Here is a 14,668-nt window from a genome sequence, read left to right as displayed (position 1 = left end):
CCCCCCACCCCCCCCCCCCCCCGCCGCGGGGCCCCCGCGGCGGGGGCCCCCCCCCCCCCCGCCCCGCCGCGGGCCGGCCCCCCCGGGGCCGGTGGTGCTCAGTGCGGGTGGTGCTCGGTGCAGGTGCTGCTCAGTGGACCGAGGTCACTGGATGGACCAGGTCTGCGAGTTCCACAGCGGGCCGGCCTCGGTGGGGTTGTCCTGCACCCCTTCGATCGAGGACTGGTACGCGATGAAGGTCGGCTTCTGGTACAGCGGGATGGTGGCCATCTGGTCCCACAGCAGGGCGTCGATCTGGTTGCCCAGCTCCGCCTGCCGCTCGCGCTCCGGCTCGGTGGCCAGCTCCGCGAAGAGGGCGTCGATCTCCGGCGTCCCGACCCGCGAGTAGTTCTGCTGGATGTTGTCGCCCTGCGGCGTCTGGTAGATCGACTGCGCCGAGGTGACGAACGGGTTGCCCACCCACGCGAAGAGCGCGGCCTGGAAACCGCCGGCCTCGAGGCTGGTCGGCTGCTCGGCACCGGCGAAGATGTCCGGGTTGGCGTTGAACGTCGCGTTGATGCCCGCCTCGCGCAGCTGCGGGATCATCACCTCGATCGTCGTCTGCCGCAGCGGGTTGTTGGCCGTGGTGTCGATCTGGATGTTCAGCGGGCCACGCTGGGGGTGGGTGTAGATCCCGTCGGCACCGGCGGTGTAGCCGGACTGCTCGAGCAGCGCGCGGGCGGCGTCGACGCTCTGCGTGGTGACCTCCTCCGGCGCGGTGTCCTCGTACTCGGGCTGGGTGTTCAGCCAGATCCGGTTGTTGAGGACCTGCGCGTCGCTGGAGAACTGGCCGACGGTCTGGTCGACGATCTCCTCACGGTCCAGCGCGTAGGCGAACGCCTTGCGGACGTTCGGGTCGGCCAGGTGCGGGTCCTGGGTGTTGAAGTCGACGTGCTCGAAGGAGAGACCGAAGTTGATCTCGCTCTCGACGTTCGGCTCCAGCGCCTGGATCTGCTCGACCAGGTCGAGCTGCGGCTGCGGGTAGATCACGCCGAGCTCACCGGACTGGATGCCCTGGACGGCGGTCGTCGGGTCGTTGCCGATGTTCTGGATGATCAGCTGCTCGAGGTTCGGCCCGTCGCCCCACCACTCGGGGTTGGGGGTGAGCACGATGACCTGGGTGCCGGCGTCGATGTTCGACACCTGCCAGGGGCCACCGGAGATGTTCTCCGGCATGCCCTCGGAGATCGGCCAGCCGTTGGTGATCGTCTCGCAGAGCGCGACCGGGTCCTCGTTGTCCATGAGGTGGGCCGGCAGCAGGTTCTCGAAGTTGCCCTGCCAGTCGGCGAAGGGCGTGGTGTAGGTGACGGTGACCGTCTTGCCGTCGTCCGAGCCCTCGACGCTCTCGATGATGTCGTAACCGGTGGTCGACAGGACGGCGGGGCAACCACCGTCGGCCGGGTCACCGCTGCGGTTGGCCTTCCAGGTGAAGGCGAAGTCGTCGGCGGTGATCGGGGTGCCGTCGCTCCACACCGCGTCCGGGTTGATCGAGTAGGTGTTGACCTGGACGCCGTCGGTCTCCTCGAGCGTCGGCTCCTCGGTCAGCAGCTCGTCGTTGTACTCGACGGTGAAGTCGGGCTGGATGTGGTACGGCGAGGGCAGGACGCGGATCAGCACGTTGGCCACCGACGTCGCGTTGCCGGCCGCGATGTTCGGGTAGAGGTTCTCCGGGAAGTCCGTGGACTCACCGAAGACGACGCGACCGGACGCGCCACTCTCGCCGTCGCCGCCACCGTCGTCACTGCCGCCGCCACAGGCCGACAGCGCCATCGCACCGGTGAGCCCGGTCGCGATGAGCATCGCACTGCGCTTGCTCAACTTCACGTTGGATTGCCTCCTCGACCCGCGCGAGCGGGAGGAACGATCAGGTCTGACCGACCCGGACACCGGGCGGACTGGGGGTCGTGCGTGAACGCACGCTGTCAGGCAGCTGTCGGGACGCTGACGGACAGGAGCGACGGGCAGACCCTAGGCAGAGCCAGAAGAGGCAGTCCACGACCGTCACCATTTTGTGACCTGTGCTCACGACCACCTGGGAGAACACGAAACAGCGACGCAATACGGCGGTTGCAACAGGACACTTTCCGGCCGTTCTGCGCCCACTCGACAGCAATTGATCATGTGGGTGTGCCACCCCGCCACGGGGGTACCGAGCCCTCGACACCGTCGAGCCAGGAGGACCCATGAGCGCCGTGGACAAGATGAAGAACAAGGCCCAGGAGCTGTCCGGTCAGGGCAAGGAGGCTGTGGGCAACGCCACCGACGACCAGGACCTGCAGGCCGAGGGCCGGGGCGATCAGGCCGCCGGGAACGCCAAGCAGGCCGGCGAGAAGGTCAAGGACGTCTTCAAGTGAGCCGCTGCGGCCACTGATCGACCGCGAGAGCGCCGTCCCGGCACGCCGGGGCGGCGCTCTCGTGCGCCACGGGTGCTTGTGCCGCAGCCCGTCCCGGGCGGAAGATGGACGGCGATGATGAGCATCGCTAATGAAACCGGCGGTGTGGCCGCCGCCGTGGAGCCGGCCGCGTTCGAGGCGGCCACGGCCGCCGTCGAGGCCGCGCTGGCGGCCGGCGCCCGGTACGCCGACGCCCGGCTGGTCGACCGCAGGCACGAGTCGATGACCGCCCGGGACGGCGACGTCCGCTCGCTCTCCCAGACCGCCTCCGTCGGGCTGGGCGTCCGCGCACTGGTCGGCTCCTCGTGGGGGTTCGCCGCCCTCGGCGACCCGGCCGGGGACGCCGACGCCCGGCGCACCGGCGCCCGGGCCACCGCGATCGCGCAGGCCTCGGCCGCCGTCCCCGGGCCGCCGATGGAGCTGGTCGCCGTCCCCGCCGTGCAGGCCGAGTGGGCCAGTGAGTGCCTGGAGGACCCCTTCGCCGTCCCGCTGGCGGAGAAGGGCGACCTGCTCACCGGCGTCACCGCGACCATGCGGGCCGCCGGTGTCGCGGTGGCCGAGGCGTTGCACCAGGCCTGGGACACCCGCACCGCCTTCGTCTCCAGCGAGGGCGCCCGGATCGGCCAGCACGTCCGGGAGACCGGTGCCGGCATGCACTGCCTCACCGTCGGCGACGGGGAGACCCAGCGCCGCTCGTACCCGGCCTTCCGCGGCCAGTACGGCACCCGCGGCTGGGAGCTGGTCCGGGAGCTCGACCTGCCCGGTCACGCCGACCGGATCGCCGCCGAGTGCCAGGAGCTGCTCACCGCGCCCGCGTGCCCCTCGGGTGAGACCACCCTGCTGCTGGGCGGGGAGCAGATGTCGTTGCAGATCCACGAGTCCGTCGGGCACGCCATCGAGCTCGACCGGATCCTCGGCTGGGAGGCCGCCTTCGCCGGCACCTCCTGGCTCGACCTCTCCCAGCTGGGCTCGCTGCGCTTCGGCTCCGAGCTGATGAACATCACCATCGACCCGACCATCCCCGGGGCGCTCGGCTCCTTCGGGTACGACGACGAGGGCACCCCCGCCACCGCCCGCGACGCGGTGCGCAACGGCACCTGGGTGGGCGTGCTGGCCGGCCGCGACTCCGCCGCCCTCGCCGGGCTGGGCTACGCGGGCTCGGTGCGCGCCGACGGGTACGCGCGGCTGCCGATGGTCCGGATGACCAACGTCGGGCTCGAGCCCGGCCCGCACACGCTGGAGGAGATGATCGCCGCCACCGACGACGGCGTGCTCATGGAGCACAACCGCTCCTGGTCGATCGACGACCGCCGGCTCAACTTCCAGTTCGGCTGCGAGATCGGCTGGGAGGTGCGCAACGGCCGGAAGGGCCGGATGCTCAAGAACCCCTCCTACACCGGCATCGGGCCACGCTTCTGGTCGTCGCTGGACATGCTCGCCGGCCGCGCGCCGGGTGAGTGGCGGGCCTGGGGCACGCCGAACTGCGGCAAGGGGCAGCCCGGGCAGGTCGGCCACACCGGCCACGGCGCCGCGCCGGCCCGCTTCTCCGGCGTCCGGGTGGGGGTGCGCGGCTGATGCCCTCCCCCACGCTGGACGACCTGGCCGGTGCCGTGCTCGACGAGGTGCGTCGGCAGGCCGGCGCCGACGCCGCGGCCACCGTCCGCGCCGAGCGCTCGGCGCTCGCCCTGACCCGGTTCGCCGACTCGGCGATCCACCAGAACGTCGCCGACGAGCAGGTGACGCTGCACCTGCAGCTCACCGTCGACGGCGGCCGGACGGCGACCGCCGCGACCACCCGCTCCCGCCCCGAGGCGGTGGCCGCCCTCGTCGCGGCCACCCTCGCCGCCGCCCGGCTGCGCCCCCGCGACCCCGGCTGGCCCGGTCTCGGCGAGCCGGCCCCGCTGACCTCCGCCGGCTCCCCGGACGAGGCGACCGCGGCCGCCTCCCCCGCCGACCGGGCCGCCGGCGTCGCCGCCTTCGTCGCCGCCGCGGGCGGGCTGAGCACCGCCGGCTTCGTGCAGACCGCCGCGCTGCGCACCGTGCTCGCCGACACCGCCGGCCGGCACCTGCGCGGCGCGACCACCTCGGCGATCTGCGACGGCATAGCCCGGCTCTCCGGCGCCGACGGCGTCGCGCGGTCGATGTCGGGGCGGCTCGCCGACCTCGACTGCGCCGCGCTCGGGGCCCGGGCCGCGGCCAAGGCACGCGCCGGGGTGGACGCCGTCCCGGTCGACCCCGGCTCCTACCCGGTCGTGCTGGAGCCGGCCGCGGTCACCGACCTGGTCGGCGGGCTCATCAGCGGCCAGTTCAACGGCAAGGCCGTCGTCGACGGGACCTCGGGGCTGCGGCTGGGCGACCAGCAGTTCGACCCGGCCGTCACCCTCACCGACGACCCGTCCGCCGGCGTGGGCCTGCCCTTCGACACCGAGGGCACGCCCACCGCCCGCACCGAGCTGGTGCGCGACGGGGTCCCCGTGGGCCTGACCACCGACCGGCGCACCGCCGCGGCGCTGGACCGGGCGCCGTCCGGGCACGCCTCGGACGTCAGCGCCACCTGGGGCCCGGTCGCTGGTGACCCGGTGCTCTCCCCCGGCTCCGGCGGCAGCGTGGCCGACCTGGTCGCCGGGCTGGAGCGCGGGCTGCTGGTCAGCGACCTCTGGTACACCCGCGTCGTCGAGGCGCGGCGGTCGGTCTGGACCGGGCTGACCCGCAACGGCGTCTGGCTGGTCGAGGACGGTCAGGTGGTGGCCCCGGTGAGCACGCTGCGGTTCACCCAGTCCTACCTGGAGGCGCTGGCGCCCGGGGCGGTCGTCGTCGGCTCCGAGGTCGACCCGCAGCCGTACCGGCTGATGGGCCCGATGGGCTACAACCGGGTCGCCGTCCCCGCCGTACGCCTCGCCGCCTGGAACATCACCGGCAACGCCGCCGGCTGACCCCCTCCCGCGGTTTCGCGCGATGAAGCACGCGCGGCTTCGCGCGGAAGAGCACGCGCGGTTTCGCGCGAACAAGTACGCGCGTTTTCGCGCGAACAAGTACGCGCGGTTTCTACGTGGGTGGTGCGGGGCTCAGCTGAGGACGCCGGCGTCGGCGAGGACCGTCCGGATCCGGGCGACGACGGCGTCGAGGTCGCGCAGGTCGGAGGAGCTCAGCCGGACGACCTGCCAGCCCGCCCGGACCAACCGGTCGTACCTGGCGTCGTCCTTGTCGATCTGGACGCCGTCGAAGTGGTAGGCACCTTCGTACTCGACGATCAGCTTCGCCTCCGGCCACGCGAGGTCGACCTGCCCCAGGAAGACGCCGTCCTCGTACACCCGGAACTGCGGCACTGGGTGCGGCAGGCCGGCGACGTGGCAGGCCACTCGGACGCGCGACTCGGGTGGGCTCATGGCGCGGTCGTCGACGAGTGGGAGCAGTGCGTTCGCCCGCCGACTGCCCCACTGGCCGCGTCGGCGCAGGAACTCCGCCGACAGTGCCGCCATGGACAGGCCGTCCGCCTCCAGCCGCCCGTGCCGCAGCATCCCGTCCAGCAGGGCGACCGCGGTGGCCGTGGGCTCCAGCGTCGCTACGTCCCAGGCCGTCCGAACGGCGGTCGTGACCCGAACGCCCTCCTCGTCCCGCCAGGTCTCAGCCGGTCGGACGTCGGTCCGGTGCACCTGCACGCCGCGCGGTCCGTTCCACCGACACGTGCGGGGGACGACGACCAGGACCGGATCAGCCGAAGAGCTGAACGGCGCACCGGACCAAGCCGCTGCCGATCGCCCGCCCAGCGCGGCCTCGGCCGGCATCAGGAGCGCGGCCGCCCGGGCCCTCAGCCGGTGGTCGTGCCTGAGCTCTGGGTCTGCGTAGACGTTGCGGAGCACCCGGCGGTACAGCCCGGACTCGAGCTGGCGCCTGGTCAGCACTCCCTCGGCGAGCGCGTGGGAACCGACGAAGAGACCTCCGAGGAAGCGGCGGGTCGGCGTCACCGCCGCAGCGTCGCGCATCCGCCCATGTCGGTGCGGCCGTCGTCCACAGCCCCGCGTTCGAGCGCGCGAAGGCGCGCGCGTTTGATCGCGCGAAAGCGCGCGAGCTTGATCGCGCGAAGGCGCGCGGGCTTGATCGCGCGAAGGCGCGCGGGCTTGATCGCGCGAAAGCGCGCGGGCTTGATCGCGCGAAAGCGCGGGAGAGGTCAGAGGCGGGTGAGGAGGGACTGGACGGCGGGGAGTAGTGGGCGGTCGGCCGGGATCCAGTCCAGGTCCTCGAGGTCCTCGGCCGGCAGCCAGCGCAGCGCGCTGTGCTCGTGGGCGACGAGCTCGCCGGCGGTGATCCGCCCCCACCACACCCGCAGCGTCGACGCGCCGGGAGCGCCGCCGGCGACGACTCCGTCCAGCGGCACCTCCCCGAGGAAGGCCTGCGGTGCGATGCCGACGGCCAGCTCCTCGCGGCACTCCCGGACGAGCGCGGCCAGCTCGGCCTCGCCGCGCTCGACCTTGCCGCCCGGGAACTCCCAGAGGCCGGCCAGCGGGCCCGACCCGCGCTGGGCGACCAGCACCCGCCGTCGGTCGTCGACGAGCGCGGCGCCGACCACCTGGGTGACCTCCTGGGCCCGGCGCTCCGCGGCCGCCGCGTAGGCGTCCAGGTGCGCCTGCATCGCCCGGACCAGCCGGCGGCGCAGCACGGTCCCGTCGAGCAGGCCGCCGAGCGGCCCCGGGAGCGCGGTCTGCCAGTCGACCTGCTCGTGCACCAGCGTGCCGGCGGCGGTGGCGGTGAACTCGCGGGAGTGCACCAGCCGGCGCCGCCCGCTCAGCTCGGCCTCGTAGACGTCGCGCCACGGCCGCTCGGAGACGACCTCCCGCAGCGGCCGGGGCCAGGGCCGGCCGAGTGACCGCGCGACGTCGAACGCGACGGTCAGCGGGGCCTCCACCAAGGTGGTGAACCGCAGCTGGGACACGCGGCCCAGCTTCGCAGACCAGGCAGGATGGGCTCCGTGCGCATCTCCGCCCGGGTCGACTACGCCGTGCGCGCGGCAGTGGAGCTGGCTGCCGTGGCGCCGGCGTCGCTGACCTCCGACCGCATCGCGCAGGCCCAGGGCATCCCGGCCCGGTTCCTGCAGGCGATCCTCGGCGACCTGCAGCACGCCCGGCTGGTCACCAGCCAGCGCGGCCGGGAGGGCGGGTACCGGCTGGCGCTGCCGCCGGCGGAGGTCTCGATCGCCCGGGTGATGCGTGTGGAGCAGGGCTTCCTCGCCGAGGTGCACGGCCAGCGCCCCGAGGACGTCGAGTACCCCGGCGCCGCCGAGCCGCTGGCCTCGGTCTGGGTGGCGGCGCGGGAGGCCTACCGCCGGGTGCTGGAGAACGTGACGCTGGCCGACGTGGTCGCCGGGCGCATGCCGCCCCAGGTGGCCGAGATGATCGAGCTGGAGAGCGCCTGGCGGTCCTTCGGCGTCCCCGCCGCCGACTGAGGCCCGACCCCTCCGGCGCCCCGGTGTGGCACGATCGAACCGTGACGGACTGCGGCGCGCTCCTCGTGGCGCGGCTGCACGTCGATCTGGCGCGGGTCTCCAGCGCCGCCTGTCGCGCTCCGCGCTGACCACGGCCCCTCCCCCGCAGCCCCCGCTGCACCCGCACCCGGCCGCGTCGCGCACGCACCCGTGCCGGCGCAGAGGAGAACGACTGACGTGTCGACCCCCACCCGCAGCAGCAACCGCCCCGTCCGTGGACAGGGCCAGTGGGCGCTGGGCTACCGCGAGCCGCTGAACCCGAACGAGCGGATGAAGAAGGACTCCGACGGGCTGGACGTCCGTCAGCGGATCCTGGACATCTACGCGCACACCGGCTTCGACGGCATCGACCCCGGCGACCTGCGCGGCCGGATGCGCTGGATGGGCCTCTACACCCAGCGCGCCCAGGGCATCCCCGGCGGCAAGACCGCAGTGCTGGAGGCCGAGGAGCTCGAGGACTCCTACTTCATGATGCGGGCCCGCATCGACGGCGGGCAGCTGACCAGTGAGGCCCTCCGCGTGCTCGGCGGCATCAGCACCGAGTTCGGCCGGGACGTCGCCGACGTCACCGACCGCCAGAACGTCCAGTACCACTGGATCCGGATCGAGGACGTGCCGGAGATCTGGCGGCGGCTCGAGTCGGTCGGCCTCAGCACGATGGAGGCCTGCGGCGACGTGCCGCGCGTGATGCTCGGCTGCCCGCTGGCGGGGGTGCTCGAGGACGAGGTGCTCGACGCCTCCGAGGTGCTGGCCCAGACCGTCGCGAAGTACGTCGGCAGCCCCGAGTTCAGCAACCTGCCGCGCAAGTGGAAGACGTCGATGTCCGGCTGCGTCGACCACTGCACCGAGCCCGAGATCGACGACGTCTCGTTCGTCGGCGTGGTCAACGAGGACGGCGAGGCCGGCTACGACCTGTGGGTCGGTGGCGGCCTGTCGACCAACCCGATGTTCGCCAAGCGGATCGGGGTCTTCGTCCGCCCCGACCAGGTCACCGACGTCTGGGCCGGGTGCACCTCGATCTTCCGCGACTACGGCTACCGCCGCTCCCGCAACCACGCGCGGATCAAGTTCCTGATGGCCGACTGGGGCCCGGAGAAGTTCCGCCAGGTGCTGCAGGACGAGTACCTCCGGTTCGAGCTGCCCGACGGCCCGGCACCGGCGCCGGCCGAGCACGACCAGCGTGACCACGTGGGTGTCAGCAGGCAGAAGGACGGCAACAACGCCGTCGGCTTCGCGCTGCGCACCGGCCGGATCAGCGGCAGCCTGCTCACCCGGATCGCCGACCTGGCCGAGGAGTACGGCACCCAGGGCGGCCGGATCCGGACGACGACCCAGCAGAAGCTGGTGATCCTGGACGTCCCCGACGCCCGCGTCGAGGAGCTGGTCGACGCCCTGGCCGAGCACGACCTGCTGGTGCGCCCGAGCGCCTTCCGCCGCGGCACCATGGCCTGCACCGGCCTGGAGTTCTGCAAGCTGGCGATCGTCGAGACCAAGGCGCACGCCCAGGAGCTGTACGCCGAGCTCGAGCGGCGGCTGCCGGACTTCGACGAGCCGATCGGGATCAACGTCAACGGCTGCCCGAACAGCTGCGCCCGCTTCCAGACCGCGGACATCGGCTTCAAGGGCATGATCGTCCGCAACGCCGAGGGCGAGAGCGTCGAGGGCTTCCAGGTGCACCTGGGCGGTCACCTCGGCGTCGAGGCCTCCTTCGGCCGCAAGTTCCGCGGCCACAAGATCACCAAGGACGAGACGGCGGACTACTGCGAGCGGGTGCTGCGCGGCTACCTCGACCGGCGCGAGCCGGGCGAGCGCTTCGCCCAGTACGTCGCACGGGCCGACGAGGAGTGGCTGGTCTGACCATGTCGGAGGAGGGCGAGCCGCGGCGGGGAAGGACCCGGCAGTTGCCGGTGTTCCACTGCCCGTACTGCGGCGACGAGGAGCTCGTCCCGGAGGGTGAGGGCTGGCACTGCACGTCGTGCCTGCGCACCTTCACCGTGCACCTGACCGGAACTGGGGTGAACCGACCGTGACCACCGCCGTCGCGCAGCCGACACCGGAGCTGGCCGCCGAGGCCGATGCCCGCTTCGAGGGCATCACCGACCCGGTCGAGCAGGCGCTGGCCGTGCTCAGCTGGGCCGGGGAGACGTTCGGCGACTCCTTCGCGATCACCTCGTCCATGGCCGACGGGCTGCTGGCGCACCTGGCCAGCCGCGCCGTTCCCGGGGTGAACGTCGTGTTCCTGAACACCGGCTACCACTTCGCCGAGACGATCGGCACCCGCGACTGGATCACCAGCGTGCTGCCGATCACGCTGCACGACGTCCAGCCGCTGCAGACCGTCGCGCAGCAGGACGCCGCGCACGGCGCGAGGCTCTACGAGCGCGACCCGGACCTGTGCTGCTCGCTGCGCAAGGTGCAGCCGCTGGCGCAGGCGCTGGCCGGCTTCACCGCCTGGGGCTCGGGTGTGCGCCGCGACGAGTCGGCCACCCGCACGGGCACGAAGGTCGTCGACTGGGACGCCAAGCGCGGCATGGTCAAGGTCAACCCGCTGGCCGCCTGGACGCAGGAGCACGTCGACGCGTACATCGCCGAGCACCAGGTGCCGGTGAACCCGCTGTCGGAGATCGGGTACGCCTCGATCGGCTGTGCCCCCTGCACCCGCCCGGTCGCCCCCGGCGAGGACCCGCGCGCCGGCCGCTGGGCCGGCAAGAACAAGGTCGAGTGCGGGCTGCACACCTGAGAGAGACCCCCTCCCCGCACCCTTCGCAGGCTCAGGGCGGGCCCCTGAGGAGGGGCCGAAGCCCACGACGCGCTCGGCACGTCGCGGGGCCCTGGGACGAGGCCGTTCCAGCGGGCATGATCGGCGCATGCCGCGTCCTCCGCGCCTCTCCCCCGACGACGTCACCGCCGCGCTGGGCGGTCTGCCGCTCTGGTCGGGCGGCACCGACGGCATCGAGCGCACCATCGAGCTGCCGACCTTCCGGGCCGCGGTCGAGGCGATCAGCATGATCGCCGACGTGGCCGAGCTGCTGGACCACCACCCCGACCTCGACCTGCGCTGGACGACGGTGCGGGTCGCGGTGGTCACCCACTCCGCCGGTGGCCTCACCGACCTGGACCTGGAGCTGGCCCGCCGGGTCGACGCCCTCTTCCCCGGCTGACCCGGTCAGGACGTCAGCGCCGCGTACAGGTCGACCCGGTGACCGTCGGGGTCGGCCACCGTGGCGTACCGCTGCCCCCACGGGGCGTCCCAGGGCTGCGTGACGACGGCGTGCCCGGCCGCGGCCACCCGGCCGGTGACCGCATCGACCTCGGCCGGCGTCGCGAGGCGCGTGGCGAAGACGGCCAGGTTGCCCGGCCGGGGCGGCTCGCCGAGCAGGCCGGCCATCATCGCGGCGCCGTCGATCATCAGCCGGGCGCCGGAGCCCGCCTCTGCCTCGACGTGCTCGTCCTGGTCGCCGAACGGTGGGAAGCGGAACCCGAGCAGCTCGTAGAAGGCGACGGACCGGCGTAGGTCGGTGGCGGCGACGCCCACCGCGGTGATCTCCATGCCGGAGGTCTACCGGGTGGGTCCGACAGGACCGTCCGATGCGAGCGGCACGTGCCCCGGCGCGGCCGTCGGTGCGCCCAGGGGAGCCGTGGTCGCCGACCACGACCCGCCGCCGCTGTCGTCCTCAGCCCTCGACGGGCAGCACCAGCAGCCGCAGCAGCCGGTCGGCCTCGGCGTCGGGGTCGGTGGTCAGCCCGGTGTGCACCGGGCCGGGCTGGACGACGGTGCTGCGGGGCGCGGTCAGCCAGCGGAACCGGGAGCCCAGTGCCTCCCGGCCCGCCGCCCCGGAGGCCACCGCCGCCGAGCAGACGTCCGCGGCGGCTTGCAGCGCGGCGGTGATCGCCGCCGGGTCCGCCGTCGGGTCGAGGGCACGCAGCCGGTCGGCGTCCAGGTGCACGCGGGAGCCGAGGTAGTCGCGCTGCCGGCAGTAGACGAGCACGCCCGCGTTCAGCGACTCACCCCGTTCGACCCGGGGCACGACCCGCAGCACCGCGTACTCGAAGGTGTCCCGGGGGCTCATCGTTGGGTCACCCCCTCCGGCGGCGGCGGGCCCAGCCACGACGGCCGGTTCTGGCCGCGTGGGGCGCTTCCCCGCCCGGCGCCGCCGGCTGCGGCCGCCGCCAGCACACCGGGCAACCAGGCGTCGCGGGCGGCCAGCCGGGCCAGCAGCTGCTCGACGTAGCGGCCGCGCACCCGGTCGGCGGGCTCGTCCGGCTCGGGGCCCTCCAGCCAGGCGTCGGGCACCTGGGCGAGCACCTCGGTGAGCAGCGGACGGGTGACCCGCGGAGCCAGCGCGGCGTCGGCGGCCCGCACGTCGGGGGCGCACTCGACCAGCGCGTGCTGGGCGGCGTCGTAGGCGCGCGCCACCCACGCCGCGGCGCCCGGCCAGTTGTGGTGGAAGGTCAGCGCGGCACCGTGGTCGATCAGGTGCAGCCGGCGGTGCCAGAACAGCATGTTCGGGTTGCGCCACGAGCGGTCGACGTTGCCGACCAGCGCGTCGAACCAGACCACCCGCCCGGCCAGCTCGGGCTCCACCTGGGCCGCGCCGGCCTCGAAGTCCAGCGCCCCGGGCAGGTAGTCCATGCCGAGGTTCACCCCGGCGGAGTTGCGCAGCAGCTCCTGGACCTCGAAGTCCGGCTCGCCCACCGCGAGCTCCGGGACGACGTCCACCGTCACGAGGGCGGGCACCGGCAGCGCCAGCCGGCGGGCGAGCTCACCGCAGACCACCTCGGCCGCCAGCACCTTCACGCCCTGCCCGGCGGCCCGCCACTTGACCACGTAGGTGCCCAGGTCGTCGGCCTCCATGAGCCCCGGCAGGGAGCCACCCTCGCGCAGCGGGGTGACGTAGCGGGTGGCGGAGACGGCGGCGAGCACAGTGCGCTGGACCCTACCGGGCACCGCCGGGCCGCCCGGGGAGACTGGACCGCGTGGGACTCCTCCGCGCGATGTCGCTCGCCCAGCTGGCCGACGCCCCGTTCACCTACCCCGAGGTCGGCGCGACGCGGGAGGGCGACCTGCCGGGTGGCTACCACCACGTCGAGCGCGAGCACGTCATCGGTTCGGGTGCGGCCGCCTTCGACCGGGCGTCGGCCGCGGTGTTCCGCTGGACGGCGCAGCGCGGTGCCGGGCTGCGGATCCAGGCCGACGGCCCGGCCAGCACCCCGGGCACCGTCGTCCTGATGACCGCCGGCCTCCGCCGCCTGGGCCTGGACATCCCGTGCCGGGTGGTCTGGGTCCTCGACGAGCCCGACCGCCGCGGGTTCGGCTACGGCACGCTGCCCGGGCACCCGGAGAGCGGCGAGGAGTCCTTCGTCGTCACCCGGCGTCCCGACGGTGACGTCGTCTACACCCTGCGGGCCTTCTCCCGGCTGGCCACGCCGCTGGCCCGGCTGGGCGGTCCGGTGAGCGGCCGGGTGCAGACCCTCGCCCTGGACCGCTACGTGACGGCGATGCGCCGCTCGGCGCGCTAGGCGCCTGCCTGGGCCCGTTCGTTCTTGATCATCTCCTTGCTGCGCACCAGCCGCAGCAGGGTGACCACCAGCAGGCCGCCGGCCATGTTCAGCAGGGTGGTGTACCAGAACCAGGCCAGCCAGTCGCCGTAGCCGAACGGCGCCCCGGCGTGCAGCGCGGCGAAGACGATCAGCGAGTCCAGGACCGAGTGGAACAGCTGCAGCCCGGCGAGCACGAACCCGCCGGCGACCGCGGCCACGATCTTCGCCGGGTCGGACTCGGTGCCGTGCTGCATCCGGGTCATCAGCGTGATCGCGATGCCGGCCAGCACGGCCAGGGACGCGGACTGCAGGTCCAGCGGGGCGTCCACGAAGTGGACGGCGCTCTCGATGGCCGTGCTCCGCAGGTCGGGGAAGGCCCGCACGACGAGCCACATGAACAGCCACCCGCCGGCGAGGTTCGTCAGCAGGGTGCCGCTCCACAGCTTCGCCAGCTGCCCGACGTCGGCCCGGCCGGCGGCGACCGCGGTCACCGGGACGAGGAAGCCCTCGGTGAACAGCTCGCTGCGGGCCAGCAGCAGGGCGATGAAGCCGACCGAGAAGGCGATGCCGGCCAGCAGGTGGCTGTCGGTCTCGGCGTAGACGGCGAACAGCAGCAGCACACCGGTGCCCACCTCCAGACCCCCGGCGGTGCCGGTGGTGAGCACCTCCCGCCAGCTGCGGTGCAGTCGCTGGGCGCCCTCGCTGACGATGGTGTCGAAGGCCTGCTGCAGCTCGTCCTCGGTGGAGCCCTCCGTCTCGCCGAGCTCCTCGCGGGCGCGCTCCTCGTCGACGGTCACGATCGATCCTCCTCACCTCGGCGGCACGGGGCACGAGCCGCCGCGGTCCGGGCGGCCTTACCCGGTCGCGCTGCACGCACACCCGCCGGAGCACCCCGGCTCAGGGAGGGCTGACCGGAGCACCGGGATCCCGGCCGGCGGGCGCGCCGACGACGGTGCCGCGCTCGCCGCCGACCTGGTCACCGCGCTGCCCAGCACGAGGTGCGGGACCGCGCGGAGCTGGTCACGGCCGGTTCGGTGCCGCGGCCGCCTGAGGAAGGGTCCCCTCGCCCCCACCGGTCGCCGACTCGCGGCGGGCCGAGGCGACGGGGACACGACGGGCCCGGTGGGGCGCTGCCCACCGGGCCCGTCGTGTGCCCCTCCCCCGTCAGACCACCGGCACCTCGGTGGGCCGGGCACCCTCGCCCGCCGCGCCGAGC

Annotated in this window: 16 protein-coding genes; 9 read left to right on the top strand and 7 right to left on the bottom strand. The window is 73.8% G+C overall.

Going from position 1 to position 14,668, the window contains the following annotated elements:
• Nucleotides 1-144 precede the first annotated feature (144 nt).
• Nucleotides 145-1,863, bottom strand: coding sequence for an ABC transporter family substrate-binding protein (locus ACJTNH_RS20225; RefSeq protein WP_458178977.1), 1,719 nt, complete (start codon nucleotides 1,861-1,863; stop codon nucleotides 145-147).
• A gap of 359 nt (nucleotides 1,864-2,222) precedes the next feature.
• Between ACJTNH_RS20225 and ACJTNH_RS20220 the strand changes: the two genes are divergently transcribed.
• The 3 genes from ACJTNH_RS20220 (at nucleotide 2,223) to ACJTNH_RS20210 (ending at nucleotide 5,365) form a co-directional block, all read left to right on the top strand.
• A complete protein-coding gene (locus ACJTNH_RS20220) occupies nucleotides 2,223-2,393 on the top strand; it encodes a CsbD family protein (RefSeq protein ID WP_458178975.1) in 171 nt (56 codons plus the stop codon).
• A gap of 114 nt (nucleotides 2,394-2,507) precedes the next feature.
• On the top strand, nucleotides 2,508-4,007 hold the full coding sequence (locus tag ACJTNH_RS20215) for a TldD/PmbA family protein (protein WP_458178973.1): 1,500 nt from the start codon (nucleotides 2,508-2,510) through the stop codon (nucleotides 4,005-4,007).
• Nucleotides 4,007-5,365, top strand: coding sequence for a TldD/PmbA family protein (locus ACJTNH_RS20210; RefSeq protein ID WP_458178971.1), 1,359 nt, complete (start codon nucleotides 4,007-4,009; stop codon nucleotides 5,363-5,365). Before ACJTNH_RS20215 ends, ACJTNH_RS20210 begins: the two co-directional genes overlap by 1 nt.
• Nucleotides 5,366-5,497: 132 nt before the next feature.
• On the opposite strand, the gene ACJTNH_RS20205 is transcribed toward ACJTNH_RS20210, so the two are convergent.
• Nucleotides 5,498-6,415 carry an endonuclease domain-containing protein gene (locus ACJTNH_RS20205; protein WP_458178969.1) on the bottom strand — a complete coding sequence of 306 codons (918 nt, stop codon included), beginning with the start codon at nucleotides 6,413-6,415 and terminating at the stop codon, nucleotides 5,498-5,500.
• A 185-nt stretch (nucleotides 6,416-6,600) separates the two neighbouring features.
• Nucleotides 6,601-7,362 (bottom strand): (deoxy)nucleoside triphosphate pyrophosphohydrolase, encoded by a 762-nt coding sequence (locus ACJTNH_RS20200; RefSeq protein WP_458178967.1) that lies wholly within the window; start codon nucleotides 7,360-7,362, stop codon nucleotides 6,601-6,603.
• 27 nt (nucleotides 7,363-7,389) lie between these two features.
• Here ACJTNH_RS20200 and ACJTNH_RS20195 point away from each other — a divergent pair, with 27 nt between their 5' ends.
• The 5 genes from ACJTNH_RS20195 (at nucleotide 7,390) to ACJTNH_RS20175 (ending at nucleotide 11,072) form a co-directional block, all read left to right on the top strand.
• Complete coding sequence (locus ACJTNH_RS20195; RefSeq protein WP_299953915.1) at nucleotides 7,390-7,872, top strand: RrF2 family transcriptional regulator; 483 nt, start codon at nucleotides 7,390-7,392, stop codon at nucleotides 7,870-7,872.
• Between the two features lie 216 nt (nucleotides 7,873-8,088).
• Entirely contained in the window at nucleotides 8,089-9,768 is a 1,680-nt protein-coding gene (locus ACJTNH_RS20190) for a nitrite/sulfite reductase (protein ID WP_458178965.1), read from the top strand.
• A gap of 2 nt (nucleotides 9,769-9,770) precedes the next feature.
• Entirely contained in the window at nucleotides 9,771-9,941 is a 171-nt protein-coding gene (locus tag ACJTNH_RS20185) for a hypothetical protein (RefSeq protein ID WP_222192220.1), read from the top strand.
• A complete protein-coding gene (locus ACJTNH_RS20180) occupies nucleotides 9,938-10,651 on the top strand; it encodes a phosphoadenylyl-sulfate reductase (protein ID WP_458178963.1) in 714 nt (237 codons plus the stop codon). Before ACJTNH_RS20185 ends, ACJTNH_RS20180 begins: the two co-directional genes overlap by 4 nt.
• A gap of 127 nt (nucleotides 10,652-10,778) precedes the next feature.
• Nucleotides 10,779-11,072: a 4a-hydroxytetrahydrobiopterin dehydratase gene (locus tag ACJTNH_RS20175; RefSeq protein ID WP_458178961.1), complete on the top strand. Its 294-nt coding sequence runs from the start codon at nucleotides 10,779-10,781 to the stop codon at nucleotides 11,070-11,072.
• Between the two features lie 5 nt (nucleotides 11,073-11,077).
• Here ACJTNH_RS20175 and ACJTNH_RS20170 read toward each other — a convergent pair whose 3' ends face one another.
• From ACJTNH_RS20170 to ACJTNH_RS20160, 3 genes are all read right to left on the bottom strand, one after another.
• Nucleotides 11,078-11,461 (bottom strand): VOC family protein, encoded by a 384-nt coding sequence (locus ACJTNH_RS20170; protein WP_458178959.1) that lies wholly within the window; start codon nucleotides 11,459-11,461, stop codon nucleotides 11,078-11,080.
• 124 nt (nucleotides 11,462-11,585) lie between these two features.
• Entirely contained in the window at nucleotides 11,586-11,981 is a 396-nt protein-coding gene (locus ACJTNH_RS20165; protein ID WP_458178957.1) for a DUF3037 domain-containing protein, read from the bottom strand.
• On the bottom strand, nucleotides 11,978-12,835 hold the full coding sequence (locus tag ACJTNH_RS20160; RefSeq protein WP_458178955.1) for a HipA family kinase: 858 nt from the start codon (nucleotides 12,833-12,835) through the stop codon (nucleotides 11,978-11,980). Before ACJTNH_RS20160 ends, ACJTNH_RS20165 begins: the two co-directional genes overlap by 4 nt.
• A 53-nt stretch (nucleotides 12,836-12,888) precedes the next feature.
• Here ACJTNH_RS20160 and ACJTNH_RS20155 point away from each other — a divergent pair, with 53 nt between their 5' ends.
• A complete protein-coding gene (locus ACJTNH_RS20155) occupies nucleotides 12,889-13,431 on the top strand; it encodes a DUF1990 family protein (protein WP_458178953.1) in 543 nt (180 codons plus the stop codon).
• Here the strand turns inward: ACJTNH_RS20155 and ACJTNH_RS20150 are convergent.
• Nucleotides 13,428-14,249, bottom strand: a complete 822-nt coding sequence (locus ACJTNH_RS20150; RefSeq protein ID WP_458178952.1) for a formate/nitrite transporter family protein — start codon at nucleotides 14,247-14,249, stop codon at nucleotides 13,428-13,430. The two genes, ACJTNH_RS20155 and ACJTNH_RS20150, sit on opposite strands and share 4 nt — an antisense overlap.
• Nucleotides 14,250-14,668: the final 419 nt, after the last annotated feature.

This window comes from Modestobacter lacusdianchii, from assembly GCF_054177765.1.
This window is presented reverse-complemented; position numbering and strand designations above follow the sequence as displayed.